The following is a 17410-nucleotide window of genomic DNA, read 5'->3' on the forward strand; positions in this document are numbered from 1 at the left end:
GCGACCGCCGCGTAGCGACGGGAGGTGTCTAAGCGACGGCGGGACGCCGCTGCCCGGCGAACCCAACCACGGCAAACCCAACAACGGCGAAGGGCCGCGGCCCGGCAAACCCGACCACGGCCCCTCGCGAAACCCGGAGGCTTAGATCTCCGCCCCCTCCAGCAGCTCCGTCACCAGCGCCGCGATCGGTGAGCGCTCCGAGCGGGTGAGGGTGATGTGGCCGAACAGCGGGTGTCCCTTGAGCGTTTCGACGACGGCTGCCACGCCGTCGTGCCGCCCGACCCGCAGGTTGTCCCGCTGGGCGACGTCGTGGGTCAGGACGATCTTGGAGTTCTGCCCGATCCGGCTCATCACCGTCAGCAGCACGTTCTTCTCCAGGGACTGGGCCTCGTCAACGATCACGAACGCGTCGTGCAGCGACCGTCCGCGGATGTGGGTCAGCGGCATGACCTCCAGCATGCCGCGGTCCATCACTTCCTCCACGACTTCCTGGCTGACCAGCGCGCCCAGGGTGTCAAAGACCGCTTGCGCCCACGGGTTCATCTTTTCGGCTTCGGTTCCGGGCAGGTAGCCCAGTTCCTGCCCGCCCACCGCGTACAGCGGCCGGAAGACGATCACCTTGCGGTGTTCCCGGCGTTCCAGGACTGCCTCGAGGCCGGCGCACAGGGCCAGGGCGGACTTGCCCGTCCCGGCCCGGCCGCCGAGGGACACGATGCCTACCGACGGGTCCATCAGCAGGTCGATCGCGAGCCGCTGCTCTGCGGAGCGCCCGTGGAGGCCGAAGACATCGCGGTCGCCCTTGACGAGCCGGACCTGCTTGTCCGCCCCTACGCGGCCGAGGGCGGAGCCCCGGCTGGACAGCAGCACCAGCCCGGTGTTGGTCGGCATCTCGGCTGCGGCCGGGATGAAGACCGGTTCGTGCCCGTAGAGGGTGGCGACTTCTTCCTCGCCCGCATCGACCTCGGCGACCCCGGTCCAGCCGGAGTCCTGAACGAGTTCGTTGCGGTATTCGTCGGCCAGCAGCCCCATGGCGGAGGCCTTGACGCGCATCGGCAGGTCCTTGGACACCACCGTGACGTCACGGCCCTCGTTGGCCAGGTTCTTGGCCACCGCGAGGATGCGGCTGTCGTTGTCCGCCCCGCGGAAGCCGGCGGGCAGCACCTCGGCGGAGATGTGGTTCAGCTCCACCATGAGCGTGCCGCCGTCGTGCCCGATCGAGATCGGACGGTCCAGGCCGCCGTGCTCGAGCCGCAAATCATCCAGCAGCCGGAGGGCCTTGCGCGCGAAGTAACCCAGTTCAGGGTCGTGGCGCTTGCCTTCGAGTTCGGTGATGACGACGACCGGCACGATCACCTCGTGCTCGGCGAAGCGCAGGAGGGCCCGCGGATCGGAGAGCAGCACGGAGGTATCGATCACGAAGCTGCGGGCCGTGCCCCGACGTTCTGTTCCCTCCCCGGAAACAGCAAGACCGGCCGCGGCGGAATCCGCTGCACCGGTCTTTGAGGTGGCTCGCTTGGCGCGAGAGGTAGCTTTCTGTCCCTGATCGTTAGTGACGTCGGGCAGTTGCTCAGAAATAGCCACATCGACTCCAGCCCCGGGGCAAATGCCCGGAATTGTTAGTGGTGAGGCGGCTCGGCCCGGAGGCCGGACTCGGCCTCCCATACATCCGGTGCGACTATCCGCTCCATGTACTGGCCTCCCCGATCGGCCGGCGAATTGCCCGCCGATGGGATAAACGTACGTCTCCGGCACCCGGTTTGTCCGATAATTTTTCGGCGATTCTTGTTGCCGTCTTGTGAACTCGGCGTGAACGGCTCAGGCGCCGAAGCGGCGCTGCCGGCCGGCATAGTCGCGCAGGGCACGCAGGAAATCAACCTTGCGGAAGGCCGGCCACAGGGCCTCGCAGAAGTAGAACTCACTGTACGCGCTTTGCCACATGAGGAACCCGGACAGGCGCTGCTCCCCGGACGTGCGGATCACGAGGTCCGGATCCGGCTGGCCCCGCGTGTAGAGGAACCGGGAGATGTCATCGACGCTTAGTTCATCGGCCAGTTTCCCGATGTCCGCTCCCCGGGCGACGGCGTCGTGCAGCAGTTCCCGGACGGCGTCGACAATCTCCCGCCGGCCGCCATAGCCGACGGCGACGTTGACGTGCAGCTTTTCGTGCGCGGGCGTACGGGCCGTCAGATTGTTCAGCCGCTCGGCGAGATAGTCCGGCAGCAGTTCGGGGGCGCCCATGGCGTGCACCGAGATGTCGGCGTCCTCGTCCAGGCGGTCCAGGGTGTTGGCGATGATGCCCATCAGGAGGTCCAGTTCCTCACCGGAGCGGTTCATGTTGTCCGTGGAGAGCATGTACAGGGTGACCACCTGGACACCGAGCTCCTGGCACCAGCCGAGGAATTCGTGGATCTTGTCCGCGCCGGCCTGGTGCCCCTGGCTGGTGGGGGCGTTGAACTGGCGCGCCCAACGCCGGTTGCCGTCCACCATCACCCCGATGTGCCGGGGAATCCGTTCCGGGTCCAGGGAGCGCTGCAGTTTGCGCTCGTAGAAGCCGTAGAGGAACCCGGGCAATTCCATCCGGAGATCTCACCTGGCTTCCTTGAGTACTTTTCAGTCCACATCCAAGGCTACCCGCACGCGGCCCCTGCCGGGTGCAGGACCAGCACCGGACTGCCGTAAACCCTTGATACCCGCGGGTAACTTACTAGGCCGTAAGTTATTATTGGGGGATGGAAAGCAACGGTCCAGAGCCCGGGCCGAAGGGTCAGGCAAAAAAGGCAACGCCCGTGGACGACGCGGCCGTGAAGCTTGCCGAGCTCCTGATGATCAAGCCCAAGTGGCGGGGCTGGATCCATACCGTGACCGCCCCGCTGGCGTTTGCCGCCGGGCTGGTGCTGGTGATTCTGGCTCCGACGCCGGACCTGAAGTTCGCGTGCGCCGTTTATGCCGTCACGGGGGTCCTGCTCTTCGGCGTCAGCGCCGTCTACCACCGCGGGAATTGGTCTCCGGGGGTCAAGATGGTCCTGAAGCGGCTGGACCACACGAACATCATGCTGGTGATCGCCGGAAGCTACACGCCCCTCGCCTGGGCGCTGCTGGACCATCAAAAAGCCGAAGTGCTGCTCTGGGTCATCTGGTCCGGGGCCATCCTTGGCGTGCTGTTCCGCGTGCTGTGGACCAACGCCCCGCGGTGGCTCTACGTGCCGATCTACATCGCGCTCGGCTGCGGGGCACTGTTCTATCTGCCGGACTTCTTCGCCGCCAATGCCGCCTCGGCCGTGCTGATCTGTGTCGGCGGCGTCCTGTACATCACCGGGGCCGTCTTCTACGCCCTGAAGAAGCCGAACTTCAGCTACCAGCACTTCGGCTTCCACGAGCTGTTCCACGCCCTGACGGTCCTCGCTTTCGCCGCTCACTACATCGCCATTGCCATGGCTGTCCTGGGCTGACGTTGCCGGCCGGAGCCTAGGGTCAGCGCTGCTCCCCTGGACTGCGCGGCTTCTCCCCGCCTTTGATGTTAGTGCGACGTCATCCGGCCATCCCAGCCAGTTGCTCGCGCAGCCCTTCGACCGACACCACGGGCCGGTCGCACACCATGCCGCGGCACAGGAACACCTGCGGACCGCCCTCCGGAGCGGCGCCGCGGCCCCGGAGCAGCGGCACGGGCCGGGCCGCGCCGTCGTCCTGGACCGCGATCACCAGCCCGGGGCTGGCGGAGAGCAGCAGTTCCCGGTGGAGCGCAGCCCGTTCCGGGGTGTCCGGCCCGGCCACGGCAGCCTCGACCGGACCGGCGAGTGCGGCCTGGGCGGTCGCGAGCAGCCAGCCCGCCGCCCTGGGCGCCCGGACCGCAAGTGGCGGCAGAAGGGAGAGGATGTTGCCGGCGAAGGCGCGGTGTCCGAAGGACCCGGACAGCGCTGAGTGGGTCAGGAGCGCCCCGGCCAGCGCGGCGGCACCGCTGGGTGCGGCGCTGTCGAACAGCTCCAGCCCGTCCCGGCCGCCTTGGGCAGCGGTGACCTGCGCCGACTCCCCCGCAGTGTCCTTCAGGCCGCCGTCGGCTGCGAACCGCTCCCGGGCCGCGTCCAGCATGGCTCCGGCGAGGTCATACCAGCGGGTGTGCCCCGTAGCCGCGTAGAGCGCGAAGAGGCCTTCGGTGCAAAAAGCGTAGTCCTCCAGCAGGCCGCCGATCCCCCGCGCGGCGCCGCCGTGGGAAACACGGACGAGCCGGCCGGGGCCGTTGCGGGGCAGCTGCCAGTGCACGCGTTCGAGATACGCCGCGATCCGTTCCGCGGCGTCCACAAGCTCCGGCCGCCCCAGGACGGCCCCGGCATCGGCGAGCGCCGCGACGGCCAGCCCATTCCAGCCGGCCACCACCTTGTCATCCCGGCCCGGCTGCGGGCGTGCCAGGCGCGCCTGGGCCAGTACCGGACGCACCCTGTCCCACAGTTCGGCGTCGCCGCCGGCAATCTCCTTGCCCGGGTGCAGCGGAGAGCCGTCGGCGGTGACGCTCCCCGGCGTGCGGACATTCATGAGGTCCGCCACGGCCGCCCCGTCATCCGGACCCAACAGTTCCTCGAGCCCGGCCGGGGTCCACAGGTAGGTTGCCCCCTCGGCGTGCACGCCGTCGACCACCGTGTCGGCGTCCAGCGAAGACGCCAGGGCCACCACCTCGGGGTGTCTCCCCTGTGTGGAGCCCGGTGCGGGGTTCGGCGTCGTGCCCTGCGCGGGGGCTTCCTCCGGTGCCGCCGCCGACGCCGGCCCACGCGGCAATCCCAGCCGGGAGAGGAGCCAGTCGGCGGTCTGCCCGGCGATGCCTGCGGCCTCGGCCGCCGGGTACTCCGGGGTGCCGCCAAGCCGGACCCAGTGGACGTAGACGCGCAGCAGCTGGGCGTTGTCGTAGAGCATTTTCTCAAAATGCGGCACGGACCAGTCCCCGGTCACCGAATAGCGGGCAAAGCCGCCGTCGAGCTGGTCGAACAACGCCGACCGGGACATGGCCGCCAGGGCGCGCCCGGCCATATCCCGGGCTGCCGCCGCGGTGTCCGGCTCTCCGCTGCCCTCGTCCCTGGCGTCCGACGCCGCAGTGTCCCCGTCCCTGGGGTCCGATGTGGCGGCGGCGTGCCGGATCAGGAATTCGAGCACGGCCGAGGGCGGGAACTTGGGCGCGCCGCCGAAGCCGCCGTGGTTCTGGTCCTCGTCGCGGGACAGGGCGCCGACGGCCGCCCCCAGGAGCGCCGCGTCCAAGGGCTGGGGCGGCCCGTCGAACCGTACCGCGGCTGCCGGCGCGGACGCGGCGATGCCGCTCGCCAGGGCGGCTGCATTGGCTTCGACGGCACCGCGGCGCTCGGTCCAGGCCTCGGTCACGGCTTCAAGGACCTGCCGGAAGGAGGGACGGCCCGGCATTGGCCGCGGAGGATAGTAGGTGCCCGCATGGAAGGCCCGGCCATCGGGCAGGAGAAAGACCGACATAGGCCACCCACCCTCGCCGCTGACGGCCTGCGTGGCGGTCATGTAGACCGCGTCGACGTCGGGGCGCTCTTCCCGGTCCACCTTGACGGCGACAAAGTGCGTGTTCAGGTACTGGGCGGTGTCCTGGTCCTCGAAGGATTCGTGGGCCATGACGTGGCACCAATGGCAGGCCGCATAGCCGATTGAGAGGAACACTGGCACATCCCGGGCGGCCGCGGCGGCGAAGGCTGCGTCGCCGAACGGCTGCCAGTGGACAGGATTGTCGGCGTGCTGGCGCAAATACGCAGACGGTTCCGCGGCCAGGGCGTTCGAGGCTCCAGGCTGCGGGTCGGGTGCACCGCGGCTAGCGGTTTCCGGGTCCCGCATCACCGTTGGCTTCCGGCCGGGAAGACCGGCCCTCGGCGGGGAACTCTGTGCTGTCGGCTGGGGTGCCTGCCTCCTCGGCGGCCATGCGCTCGGCCTCCACCTGCGCCCGGTAGCGTACCCGGCGGATACGCCGCACCATGTCCACGATCAGAAACGCGGTCAGCACCACAATGAAGGCGGTGAGCAGGAAGCCCAGCAGGCCCGGGGTGACCTGGTCCTCGGACAGGCCCGGGCGCAGCGACGGCGTGGGGGTCGGCGCCGGGGATGTTGCCAGGGCGAGGAGCAAGGAATGCACGGTGAAAACCTTCTGTGGAAATTGGTGTGTCGGTGTCTTTATCTACAGTGTCTTTTCTACACAGGATAGAAGATCTCGTTACCGTCTATCTTAGCCCGGCGAAGAGATCCTTTTCCGGCAGTTCCGAAGAGACCCGGGACTCGATCAGGGAGTAGTCCTCCCACGGCCAGACCTTGCGCTGCATGGCCGCGGAGACAGCGAAGAAGAATCCCTCCGGGTCCACCTGGGTCCGGTGGGACCGGAGCGCGTCGTCGCGGGCCTCGAAGAAGTCCCCGCACTCGATCTGGGTGGTGGTGGCGTGCGTGGGCATCGGCGGGGTGTGCCCCTCGGCGTCGGCTTCCAGCCAGGCGGCCAGCCGCTCGGCATACGGGGACTGCAGGCCGGCCTCTTCCAGCGCAAAGTGGAGTGCGCGGAAACGGTCCGGGCTGAAGGCCCGGTCGTAGTACAGCTTGCTGGGCGCCCAGGGCTGCCCGATGCCCTCGTACCGGGCCGGGTCGCCGGCCGCCGCGAACGCTTCGACGGCCACCCGGTGGGCCATGATGTGGTCCGGGTGCGGATAGCCGCCGTTCTCGTCGTAGCTGAGGATCACGTGGGGCTTGAAGCCGCGGACCAGCCGGACCAGCGGCGCGGCAGCCAGCTCCAGCGGCTGAAGGGCGAAGCACCCTGGCGGCAGGGGCGGCAGGGGGTCTCCCTCGGGCAGCCCGGAGTCGACGAAGCCGAGCCAGCGCTGCCGGACGCCCAGGACCTTTGCCGCGGCATCCATCTCGAGCCGGCGCGCCCCGGCCATGTCACGCTTGGGATGCGGTTTGCCCTCCATCGCGGGGTTCTGGATGTCACCACGGGAACCGTCAGTGCAGGTGGCCACCAGGACGTCCACGCCCGAGGCGGCGTACATGGCCATCGTGGCCGCGCCCTTGCTGGATTCGTCGTCGGGATGAGCATGGACCGCCAGCAGGCGAAGCGGTGCTGACGGGCTGGGGGCTGCTGTCATCTGCGGACGGCTCCTCTTTCTGCTGTTCTGCTCTTGGCGGGGCGGATCGGTTTGGATTGCTCTGTTCCGGCTGCTCCATACGTGCGGACGCCGCGGCGGGAATCATCCCGGTCCGATCCACACTAAACTGGACTGGTGACTTTCAAGGATCAGCCTGCCGCGCCGGCATCTCCCAGCCTAGCCAATCGTTACGGCGGCCAAAAGCGCGCGCTGACCCGCAAAGGCAAGCGCAACATCCTGATCGCCTGCCTTGCCGTGGGCATCGCCTTTCTGGCCTGGGTCTCGGTTTCGGCGGCCACCGCCAGTGTCAGCTTCAAGGACATCGGCTACAGCACCCCCGACGCCACCCTGACGACGATCGACTTCCAGGTGACCAAGGACCCTGCGGCGGATGCGAAATGCGCCGTCAAGGCCATGGACTCGAAGTTCGCGATTGTCGGCTGGAAAGTGCTGGACATCGGGCCCAACGGCGCCGACGTCGGCACGGACGGCGGGCGCACCACCGCGCACCGCACCGAGCTGCACACGGAATCCCAGGCGGTCTCCGCCGTCGTGGACAGCTGCTGGATCCCCGACGGCGGCCGCTAGCAGGGACCGGCCGCGGCCGGCAGCGGACCGCAACACGGTGTGATCTACACCGCAGCGCTCTTTGGTTTGTCCACAGGATTGACTACAATGGATCAATACCTTTCCCCCGCTGAGCTGGTTACTGCGTTCTAGAAGTGGCCACCGTGGCGGGGTCTTTGCTTGTATGACCACCCAAAAGGAGAAGTCCGTGTCTACCACCAACAGCGCAACTGCGGCTTGGCTTACCCAGGAAGCTTTTGACCGCCTGAAGGCAGAGCTGGACCACCTTTCCGGCGCCGGCCGGGCAGAAATCGTCCAGAAGATCGAAGCCGCGCGCCAGGAAGGCGACCTCAAGGAAAATGGCGGCTACCACGCCGCCAAGGAGGAGCAGGGCAAGATTGAGGCCCGCATCCGCCAGCTCACGGTACTTCTGCGCGACGCCCACGTCGGCGAGGCCCCGGCGGACGATGGCATCGTGGAGCCCGGCATGATCGTCGTGGCCCGGATCGCCGGCGACGAGGAAACCTTCCTCCTCGGCTCCCGCGAGATCGCCGGCGACTCGGATCTGGATGTCTTCAGCGAGAAGTCCCCCCTCGGCGCGGCCATTGTCGGCCACAAGGAGGGCGACAAGCTCAGCTACACCGCGCCAAACGGCAAGGCCATCACGGTGGAGATCATCTCCGCCAAGCCGTACTCCGGCTAGTACTGCACGCTGACGTTCCGGAGCGGAACGTTCGACGCCGGTCTCCCCTTTGCGGGGAGGCCGGCGTCGTTTTTTTGGGCCAGTGGGGTCAGCGTCCGACGGCAGCCGGCCGGCCACGGCGGCCGCTCAGCAGCAGCGCCGCGATCACGCCGCCGATCGCCCCGCCCAGATGGGCCTGCCACGAGACGAAACTTGCGACCGTGGGCAGGATGCCGAAGAGGATACTGCCGTAGGCCATGAACAGCACCACGGACAGCACGATCTGCCACCAGCTCCGGTTGACGAAACCGCGGACCAGCAGGAACGAGAACAGCCCGAAGACGAGTCCGGACGCGCCGACGGTGACGCTGGAGCCGCCGATGAACCACACCACGATCCCGGACACCAGCCAGCTGGCGGCCAGGGCCGTGATGAAGACCCGCAGCCCGGACAGGAACACGAGGAACCCGAAGATGATCAGCGGGAGCGTGTTGGACATGAGGTGGGTGAGGTTGGCGTGCAGCAGCGGAAACGTCAGGATGTCCAGGATTCCGTCCGCGCTGCGCGGCCGCAGCCCGAAAGTGCGGTTCAGGGAGTGGAACAGCGCGATATTAACCAGTTCGATCAGATAGAGCAGCACCACGAAGGAACCGACCACCAGCAGGCCCCGGCGGGCCCGCGCCGCGGTGGTATCCCCCGGTCCGGGCCGGCCGCCCGGGGACGCGTCGAGCACCACGCCCCGCCCCCTAGTGCACCACGATCGGCTGGAAGCCCTCGGCCCGCAGCGCCGCCAGGACCTGGCGGCAGTGCTCGTGGCCCTTGGTTTCCAGGTTGACGGTGATGGAGACGTCGCCCATGCTGATGGACCCGCCCACCCGGGTGTGGTCCAGACCGGTGACGTTGGCGTCGTTTTCGGCGATGATGCGGGCAATCGTGGCGAGCGAGCCCGGACGGTCATCGAGCATCATGCGCACCGTCATGTAGCGGCCGTCCGCGGAGAGGCCGCGCTGGATCACTTTGAGCATCAGCATGGGGTCGATGTTGCCGCCGGAGAGCACCACCGCAACGGTGCCGGGGTTCTCGATCTTGCCTTCCATGAGCGCCGCGACGCCGACGGCCCCGGCAGGTTCCACCACCATCTTGGCACGCTCCAGCAGGAAGATCAGCGCCCTGGCCAGGGCGTCTTCGCTGACGGTGACGACGTCGTCGACGAGTTCGCGGATGATGCTGAACGGCAGCTGGCCCGGCCGGCCCACGGCGATGCCGTCCGCCATGGTGGAGACCTTCTTGAGCGGGACGAGGGCGTCGGCGGCGAGCGAGGGCGGGTACGCGGCGGCGTTCTCGGCCTGGACGCCGATGATGCGGATGTTCCGGCCGAGTTCCTTCGCGCGCGCCTTTACGGCGACGGAAACGCCGGCGAGCAGGCCGCCGCCGCCGACGCCCATGAGGATGGTGTCGACGTCGGGGACCTGTTCGAGGATTTCCAGTCCGACCGTGCCCTGGCCGGCGACGACGTCGACGTCGTCGAAGGGGTGGACAAAGACGGCACCGCTTTCATCGGCGTAGCGCTTCGCTTCGCCGAGCGCCTCGTCCACGTTGTGGCCGTGCAGCACCACCTCGGCGCCGTGGCTGCGGGTGGCGGCGAGCTTGGGCAGCGCGACGCCGAGCGGCATGTAGATGCGGGCCTTGATGCCCAGGCTCTTCGCGGCGACCGCCACACCCTGCGCGTGGTTGCCGGCGGAAGCCGCGACCACGCCGCGCTGTTTTTCGGCGTCGGAGAGCTTGGCCATCCGCACATAGGCGCCGCGGACCTTGAACGAGCCCGCGCGCTGCAGGTTCTCGCATTTGAAGAAGACGTCTGCGCCCAACTGGCCGCCGAGGGCCCGGGAGGATTCCACGGGCGTCCGCGTAATAATCCCGTCGAGCAGCTTCTGCGCCTCCAGGACATCGTCCAGCGTGACGGGCAGGCTCTCAAGGGTGTTCACGAACTGTTCTCCTTCTTCGGATCAGGCGTCGGTGCCGCGTCCGGCATCGCTGCCGGGAGCACCGCTGGTGGGTGCGGCGTCCTCGCGGCCGGCGGTGCTGCCGGGCAGGTGGACGTCTTGGAAGGTGGCGCCAGCGCCCGGTTCGAGAACAGGGTTGCCCCCGTCCTCCGCGGTTTCCAGCACTTCATCATGTTCCCACGTTCTGCCGGCAATGTAGCGAATCGACGAATTTGCTACGGCCAGGATCGGAACGGAAAAGAGCGCCCCCGGGATTCCGGCGAGGTAGGAACCGGCCGCCACGGACAGGATGACGGCCACGGGGTGGAGGGCTACGGCCTTGCCCATGACGAGCGGCTGCAGGATGTGGGACTCGAGCTGCTGGACGCCAAGGACAATCGCCAGCATGATGAGGGCGTTTACGGGACCGTTGGCCACGAGCGCCAGGAGCACGGCAATGGCACCCGTGACGAGGGCGCCGACCACCGGGATGAAGGAACCGAGGAAGACCAGCACGCCCAGGGGCAGGGCGAGCGGCACGCCGATGATGGCGGCGCCGACGCCGATCCCCACGGCATCGACGAAGGCGACGAACATCTGGATGCGGGCGTAGCTGACCATGGAAGCCCAGCCGCGGCGTCCGGCACCGTCCGTGGCGCGGCGCGCCCTTCGGGGTAGAAGACGGACCAGGAAAGCCCAGATCCGGTCGCCCTCGAGCAGAAAGAAGATCAGCACGAACAGCGCCAGCACGAGGCCGGCGGCGAAGTGCCCGGCCGTGCTCCCGAACGTCAGCGCGCCGCTGAGGATACTGCTGCTGTTGTTCTGCAGCGCGGCGGTGGCGTCCTCGATGTATTTGTCGATCTGTGCGGCCGTAAGGTGCAGCGGGCCTTCCGACAGCCATGTCTGGACCTGCTGGACTCCCGTGAGCGCCTGCGACCACAGCTCACCGAACCCTTGGATGAGCTGGCGCCCGACCAACGTCAGCGCGCCGATGATGGCACCGATGAAGCCGAGGATGGTGATGGCGACGGCCAGGCCCTTTGGCACGTGGCGCCGGACCAGCCAACGCACCACCGGGCTGAGGAGACCGGCCAGGAGCGCGGCGACGAGCACCGGGATGATGAGGAAGCTGACGTGGCTGAGCATCCAGATCAGAGCCCCGATCACGAGCAGGATCAGCCCCGTGCGCCACGCCCAGGCGGCAGCGATCCGCACGCCATAGGGAATGTCCTGGTCAATCTCGCGGTCGGTCCGCGCCCTGGCCCCGGCACGGGATGCGGTCCCGGCGGCGGAAACTGCGGCGGCGACGGCGGGGCTTGTGGGGGCTGCGGCGTCCTCTGCTGGAGTCATAGCCCCATAATTCCCCAGCAACCGGCTAATGGGAAACCGACAACCAGCAACCAGCAGCCGGCCCGCCGGGTCGCCCAGTGCCAGCGTCCAGTGTCAGTGTTCGGGGGCGGTGTCCGGGGGCCCGTCAGCGGGCAGCGTCAGCCTGCAGTGCCGGTGAGCGAGGCGGAGATGCCCCAGTTCATCGCGAACTGCTCCCCCGGCGCCAGCCAGCCGAGGCCTTCACCGCTGTTGAACGCGTTGGCCGGGCCGGTCATCGGTTCGATCGCGACCGCCTTCGTGCGGCCCGGGAATTCCGTTGTCACGAAGACATGGACATAGCCGCAGCTCGCGTCCTGCCACAGGCTCACCGTCCGCCCGTCCGGGGACCGCAGCGTGTGCCGGGCGACGCCGCCGTCGAAAACCAGGTCCGTGTATGCCGAATCCAGCTCCAGGGTCCCCGTCAGCCGGCCGCCGCGCAGGTCGAAGTCGCCGCCGACCGGCTCGGTGCTGCGCGGGATGAGGCGGTCATCGGCCACAAGCCGGGTCCCGGCATCCACACTCACGGTGAGGTCCTCGCTGGGCACGTCACCAAGACGCAGGTACGGGTGGGCGCCGAGCACGAACGGGGCCGGATCCTGCGAGTCGTTGATGAGGGTCTGGCGCACGGCCAGCCCGAGGTCCTCCTCCAGTTCATAGCGGACGCGGTGGCGCAGCAGGAACGGGTAGCCGTGCTGCGGGAAGACGGCCGCTTCCAGCGTGACAGAGAATTCGTCCTCGTCCACCAGTTCATAGGAGGAGTTCCGCAGCAGCCCGTGGCTGGCGTTGTTGCGGGAGACCTCGGTGATGTCCAGCTGCAGTTTCTTGCCGTTGAGGTACCAGACGCCGTCTTCCACCCGGTTGGCCCACGGCGCCAAGGTGATTCCGGTAGCGCCGGGCGGGATCTGGGCATCCCCATAGGTCTCCGTCAGGGCGGTGTCGCCGCGGCTGTAGAGCCGCAGCCCGGCGGCGAGTTCGGTGACGACGGCCAGGGCGTCGCCGCGCCGGAGCTCGTACTGCCGTCCGGTCGCGTACCGCCGCATGGTTTCATCGGGGCCGGTTGCCGAAGGCGTCGCTGAGAGATCCATGGTGACCACCGTACAGACCTGCCCGGCAACCCGTATACCTTGGTTCCATGACTTCCAGCAGCGCAGGTGCCAGGCCATGAACCCTTCCCTGGACAGCAGCCGGCTCGCTGCCCGGTTCGAGGAGGTCTTTGGCGCCCGGCCCGACGGCGTGTGGCGGGCACCGGGACGGGTCAACCTCATCGGCGAGCACACCGACTACAACGAGGGCTTCGTCCTGCCGTTCGCGATCGACCGGGCTGCCCGGGTGGCGGTCAAGGTGCGGCCGGATTCAACCACCCGCATGCTGTCGACCTTTGGGAATCAGGGGCTGACGACGGCGGACACCGGCTCCCTGTCCCGCGCGGCTGCCCGGGGGTGGACGAAGTACCCGCTGGGCGTCATCTGGTCTCTTCAGCAGGACGGGCGCCGGGTTCCCGGCGTGGATCTGCTGCTGGATTCCGATGTCCCGCGCGGTGCCGGCCTGTCGTCCTCCCATGCCATTGAATGCGCCGTGATTTCGGCACTGAACGAGCTCACGGCCGCCGGGCTCTCCGTCCAGGACATGGTGCTGGCCACACAGCGGGCGGAAAACGACTTCGTCGGAGCCCCGACCGGCATCATGGACCAGTCCGCCTCGCTCCGGGCCACCGCCGGCCACGCCGTCTTCCTCGACTGCCGGGACCAGGCCGTCCGGCTGGTCCCGTTCGACGCCGACGCCGCCGGGCTGGTGCTCCTCGTCATCGACACCAGGGTCTCCCATTCACATGCCGGCGGCGAATATGCGGCTCGGCGGGAATCGTGCGAGCTTGCCGCCCAGGTGCTCGGCGTAGCGGCCCTGCGCGACGTCGGGCTCGAGGATCTCGAGGAGGCCAGCGGACTCCTCGACCCGGAGACGTTCCGTCGCGTCCGCCACGTCGTTACCGAAAACGACCGCGTGCTGCAGACGGTGGAGCTGCTGGACACGCTGGGGCCCGGCGCCATCGGCCCCCTGCTGGATGCATCCCATGCCTCGATGCGGGATGACTTCGAGATCTCCTGTGCTGAGCTGGACCTTGCCGTGGACACGGCGCGGTCGGCCGGCGCCATCGGCGCCCGCATGACCGGCGGGGGCTTCGGCGGTTCAGCGATCGCCCTCACCCCGGCGGGTTCGGCGCAGCAGGTGCGTTCCGCCGTCGAGCAGGCCTTCGCCCGGGCGGGGTACGCCGCGCCGGAGATCTTCAGCGTCCGTCCCGGGGCAGGGGCCATGCGGCTGGCGTAGGCGGGGCGTAGTCTGGGCGCATGAGCGAAGCCGTCGTCGTCTCCACCGCCAGGAGCCCGATCGGGCGCGCCTTCAAGGGCTCCCTGAAGGACGAACGGCCTGACGATCTGGCCGCCGCCATGGTCACGGCGGCCCTCGGCCGGATTCCGGCGTTCGACGCTGCGGCGGGGCCGGGGCGCGGCCTGGATGACATCTATCTGGGCTGCGCCGAGCCCAGCGGCGAGGCCGGCTCCAACATGGCGCGCGTGGTCAGCATCCTGGCCGGGCTGGACAACGTTCCGGCCGCCACGGTCAACCGCTTTTGCGCCTCCAGCCTGCAGACGCTCCGGATGGCGTTCCACGCCGTCAAGGCGGGCGAGGGCCAGGCGTTTGTTGCCGCCGGCGTGGAGTCGGTGTCCCGTTACCGGGAATGGGCCGGTGCGGGCGAGACCGACGCGGGCACCCACAACCCGCGGTTCATGGCGGCGCGGAAACGCACCGAGTCCCGTGCCGCCTCGAACACGCCGTGGACCGACCCGCGCCTGGGCGGCCGGATGCCGGACGTGTACATCGCCATGGGACAGACGGCCGAAAACGTCGCGACAAGCTATGGGATCAGCCGCGCGGACCAGGACGATTGGGCGGTGCTGAGCCAGAACCGGGCCGAGAGGGCCATCACCGCAGGGTTCTACTCCCGCGAAATCACGCCCTACACCCGCGCCGACGGCTCGGTGGTGGACCGCGACGACTCACCCCGGCCGGGTGTGACGGCCGACGCCGTAGCTGCGCTGCAGCCGGTCTTCCGCAGCGGCGGCACCGTGACGGCCGGGAACGCGTGTCCGCTCAATGACGGGGCGGCCGCCGTCGTGGTCATGAGTGACACGCGCGCCCGCGAGCTGGGGCTCGAGCCGCTGGCGCGGATCGTTTCCACCGGCGTCAGTGCCCTGTCACCGGAGCTGATGGGGATGGGACCGGTGGAGGCGACCCGCCGCGCGCTCGCACTCGCCGGCCTGACAATCGGCGACATGGACCTGGTGGAACTCAACGAAGCCTTCGCGGTCCAGGTGGTGGCGAGCGCACGGGAGCTGGCCATTGACCCGGACAAGCTCAACGTCCACGGCGGCGCCATCGCCCTCGGACACCCCTTCGGCATGACCGGCGCACGCATGACCTCCACGTTGCTCAACGGGCTCCGCGCCCGTGACGGCTCCCTGGGCCTGGCCACGCTCTGCGTCGGCGGCGGCCAAGGCATGGCGGTGGTGCTGGAGCGGCTCAGCTGACGCCCGAGCGGGCGCCGGAGGGCTGAAACAGCGGCTTAAATGGAGGAGCCCCGCCATCCGGCGGGGCTCCTCCTTGTCTTAGAACATCGTTTCAGAACGACGGCAGTTACTCGTCACCGCGGAGGATGGCCAGCAGGCGGATGATCTCGACATACAGCCAGACGAGCGTGACCGTGAGACCGAAGGCCGCCGTCCACGAGAAACGCTGCGGAGCGCCGGCGCTGATGGCCGCCTCAATGCTGGTGAAGTCCATAATCAGGGAGAACGCGGCCAGCCCGATGGCGAGCACGCCGATGAAGACGCCCAGCGGGATACCGAAGATCTCCATGCTGGTGCTCAGGCCGAACGGCGTGGTCACGGCCCCGGTCATCATCATGAACATGTTGATGAGGGCGAACACCGCGTAGCCGATCAAGGCGATCATGAAGAACCGCATGAGCTTGGGCGTCGCGCGGACCTTGCCGCTCTTGAACAGCACCAGTGTCACGGCGAAGACGGACAGCGTCCCCACCACGGCCTGGATGCCGACCCCCGGGAACAGGTTGTCCAGGATCCGGGTCAGGCCGCCGAGGAAGAATCCTTCCAGCAGCGCATAGGCCAGGATCAGCGCCGGGGACGGCTGCTTCTTGAACGTGTTGACCATCGCGAGGACGAAGCCGCCCAGCGCACCGAGGATCATCAGCATGGATCCCGTGCCCTGCGGGACGGCCAGCGCCATTGCGGCGCCGACCACCAGGACGCCGAGGCACCCGGCAGTCTTGACGATGACGTCGTCGTACGTCATCCGGCCGATGTCGGCAGGGCCGGCCGCCGGGCGGTTGTACAGGTCCTGGAGCTGCTCCTGGCTCATGCCCTGCTGGGCGGAACTCCACGCGCCCGGGGCATCCCTGAACTGGCCCGGGTTCTGGCCGTAGGGGTTCTGGCCGTAGGAATTCTGGCCGTAGGGCGCCTGCATGGCAGGTGGCGCCTGGGTGGCTTCACGGAAATTCTTTCCGCTGAAGATCGGGTTTCCGCCAGCTGACATTGCGGGTGTCCTCCAATTAGGGTGGGTGATGATCCGGTGCGATGCGGACGATATATAGTCACGCTACCAATTTCCACGCCTGACGGGCAGGCATAGTTCCCCCGTGAAGCCGCCGCAATCGAACCGTGACCTTATAGGCCAGGACCACGCCTGCCCGGTCACCCCGGAAATCACTGACCCGCTTCGACGGATCCCCCTTTGGTTCCGGAAGCCGTCCGGGAACCGGCGCCGGGGTACCCGTTCGGCTGTTGACAACGACGTCGTCCACGTAGATGTCGGCCATCTGCTGGTCGTGTTCGGAGCCAAGCTGCACTGTATCGACAGTCGTGGCCGGGACATTGAGGGTGCCCGCGTAGACGGAACGGCCGTCCCACCAGATCTGGATCTTCGTCCCGGGACCGTTGGGGACCACGTGCATCACCAGCCTGTGCCAAGAGACCGTGGAAACATACTGCCTCAGTGTCGTGTAGATGAACCCTGTCGGAGCCGACGTCCGGAGCACCAGTTCGCCGGAGATGTTTTGCCTGAAAACATCCAGGACGCGGACACGGCCGGAAAAGAACCTGAAGTAAGGAACGTTATTCCCCGCCATCCCCTCGGCGGCGATGTGGAACCAGCCGTCTGCATACGCCTCGGTAGCGCCGGGCGTCAGATCCACTGTCACCCTGGCGAGGGAGCCGGGTGCCGTGGTGGTGTGCAGGACGGCGGCACAGTTTCCGGAGCGGGACAACCCGGCGGAGACCGAGGCGTCCCCGGTACCGGAGGTGGCGACGGCGAACCCGTCCAGGGTGCCGGATTCGAAGTCCGAGGCAGCCGCCGTCGTTCCCGGATACGGGTCAGGCGGTGACGCCCGGGACGGTACGCAGCCCTGGGCCCCGGCCGTCTGGGGCCCGAGGCTGAGCGCCGGAATGCCCAGGATCGCCAGCGCCAGCGAGCCCGCGAGGCACAGCTTGACCACCCGGTTCATCGGTCGGCCCTCCACGTTCGGCCACTGCTTGCGGCGCCGGGCCCGGGTCCCTGATCCATTTTCCGGGGTTCGGCTCCGGACCTAGGCTCTGGAAGGGGTTGGTTCGGGCGGGCAGCGGCGC

At 68.4% G+C, this 17410-nt stretch carries 16 protein-coding genes; 5 read left to right on the top strand and 11 right to left on the bottom strand.

Annotated features, from left to right (window positions below; genetic code table 11):
- Positions 1-141: 141 nt before the first annotated feature.
- Both ACFVVK_RS08115 and ACFVVK_RS08120 read right to left on the bottom strand, forming a co-directional pair.
- Complete coding sequence (locus ACFVVK_RS08115; protein WP_390265776.1) at positions 142-1581, bottom strand: PhoH family protein; 1440 nt, start codon at positions 1579-1581, stop codon at positions 142-144.
- Between the two features lie 234 nt (positions 1582-1815).
- A complete protein-coding gene (locus ACFVVK_RS08120) occupies positions 1816-2577 on the bottom strand; it encodes an isoprenyl transferase (protein ID WP_390265778.1) in 762 nt (253 codons plus the stop codon).
- Between the two features lie 152 nt (positions 2578-2729).
- Here ACFVVK_RS08120 and ACFVVK_RS08125 point away from each other — a divergent pair, with 152 nt between their 5' ends.
- Positions 2730-3449: a hemolysin III family protein gene (locus ACFVVK_RS08125; RefSeq protein ID WP_390265780.1), complete on the top strand. Its 720-nt coding sequence runs from the start codon at positions 2730-2732 to the stop codon at positions 3447-3449.
- Positions 3450-3528: 79 nt separating this feature from the next.
- Here the strand turns inward: ACFVVK_RS08125 and ACFVVK_RS08130 are convergent, their stop codons facing one another.
- The 3 genes from ACFVVK_RS08130 to mca all read right to left on the bottom strand — a co-directional run bounded on the left by ACFVVK_RS08130 (position 3529) and on the right by mca (position 7118).
- The gene (locus tag ACFVVK_RS08130; RefSeq protein WP_390265782.1) at positions 3529-5832 is read right to left on the bottom strand and encodes a thioredoxin domain-containing protein; all 2304 of its coding nucleotides are present in this window, start codon (positions 5830-5832) and stop codon (positions 3529-3531) included.
- Positions 5810-6127, bottom strand: a complete 318-nt coding sequence (locus ACFVVK_RS08135) for a hypothetical protein (RefSeq protein ID WP_390265784.1) — start codon at positions 6125-6127, stop codon at positions 5810-5812. The genes ACFVVK_RS08130 and ACFVVK_RS08135 overlap by 23 nt, the downstream gene beginning before the upstream one ends.
- Before the next feature lie 85 nt (positions 6128-6212).
- Positions 6213-7118, bottom strand: coding sequence for a mycothiol conjugate amidase Mca (gene mca, locus ACFVVK_RS08140; protein ID WP_390265786.1), 906 nt, complete (start codon positions 7116-7118; stop codon positions 6213-6215).
- 135 nt (positions 7119-7253) lie between these two features.
- Between mca and ACFVVK_RS08145 the strand changes: the two genes are divergently transcribed.
- Both ACFVVK_RS08145 and greA read left to right on the top strand, forming a co-directional pair.
- Positions 7254-7706: a DUF4307 domain-containing protein gene (locus tag ACFVVK_RS08145; RefSeq protein ID WP_390265788.1), complete on the top strand. Its 453-nt coding sequence runs from the start codon at positions 7254-7256 to the stop codon at positions 7704-7706.
- 187 nt (positions 7707-7893) lie between these two features.
- Entirely contained in the window at positions 7894-8388 is a 495-nt protein-coding gene (greA, locus tag ACFVVK_RS08150) for a transcription elongation factor GreA (RefSeq protein WP_390265790.1), read from the top strand.
- Between the two features lie 88 nt (positions 8389-8476).
- On the opposite strand, the gene ACFVVK_RS08155 is transcribed toward greA, so the two are convergent.
- The 4 genes from ACFVVK_RS08155 to ACFVVK_RS08170 form a co-directional block, all read right to left on the bottom strand.
- A complete protein-coding gene (locus tag ACFVVK_RS08155) occupies positions 8477-9103 on the bottom strand; it encodes a rhomboid family intramembrane serine protease (protein WP_390265792.1) in 627 nt (208 codons plus the stop codon).
- A gap of 10 nt (positions 9104-9113) precedes the next feature.
- Positions 9114-10352 (bottom strand): threonine ammonia-lyase, encoded by a 1239-nt coding sequence (gene ilvA, locus ACFVVK_RS08160; RefSeq protein WP_390265794.1) that lies wholly within the window; start codon positions 10350-10352, stop codon positions 9114-9116.
- Positions 10353-10373: 21 nt separating this feature from the next.
- A complete protein-coding gene (locus ACFVVK_RS08165) occupies positions 10374-11699 on the bottom strand; it encodes an AI-2E family transporter (RefSeq protein WP_390265796.1) in 1326 nt (441 codons plus the stop codon).
- A 137-nt stretch (positions 11700-11836) separates the two neighbouring features.
- Complete coding sequence (locus ACFVVK_RS08170) at positions 11837-12802, bottom strand: aldose 1-epimerase family protein (RefSeq protein WP_390265798.1); 966 nt, start codon at positions 12800-12802, stop codon at positions 11837-11839.
- Positions 12803-12878: 76 nt separating this feature from the next.
- On the opposite strand from ACFVVK_RS08170, the gene galK reads away from it, so the two are divergent.
- The gene (gene galK, locus ACFVVK_RS08175; protein WP_390265800.1) at positions 12879-14039 is read left to right on the top strand and encodes a galactokinase; all 1161 of its coding nucleotides are present in this window, start codon (positions 12879-12881) and stop codon (positions 14037-14039) included.
- A 20-nt stretch (positions 14040-14059) separates the two neighbouring features.
- Positions 14060-15298 (top strand): acetyl-CoA C-acetyltransferase, encoded by a 1239-nt coding sequence (locus ACFVVK_RS08180; RefSeq protein WP_390265802.1) that lies wholly within the window; start codon positions 14060-14062, stop codon positions 15296-15298.
- A gap of 106 nt (positions 15299-15404) precedes the next feature.
- On the opposite strand, the gene ACFVVK_RS08185 is transcribed toward ACFVVK_RS08180, so the two are convergent.
- Together ACFVVK_RS08185 and ACFVVK_RS08190 are read right to left on the bottom strand one after the other, a co-directional pair.
- Positions 15405-16322: a Bax inhibitor-1/YccA family protein gene (locus ACFVVK_RS08185; RefSeq protein WP_390265804.1), complete on the bottom strand. Its 918-nt coding sequence runs from the start codon at positions 16320-16322 to the stop codon at positions 15405-15407.
- Positions 16323-16380: 58 nt separating this feature from the next.
- On the bottom strand, positions 16381-17289 hold the full coding sequence (locus tag ACFVVK_RS08190; RefSeq protein WP_390265806.1) for a hypothetical protein: 909 nt from the start codon (positions 17287-17289) through the stop codon (positions 16381-16383).
- Between the last annotated feature and the right edge of the window lie 121 nt (positions 17290-17410).

It is taken from the genome of Arthrobacter sp. NPDC058192, from assembly GCF_042883665.1.
Classification (GTDB): domain Bacteria; phylum Actinomycetota; class Actinomycetes; order Actinomycetales; family Micrococcaceae; genus Arthrobacter.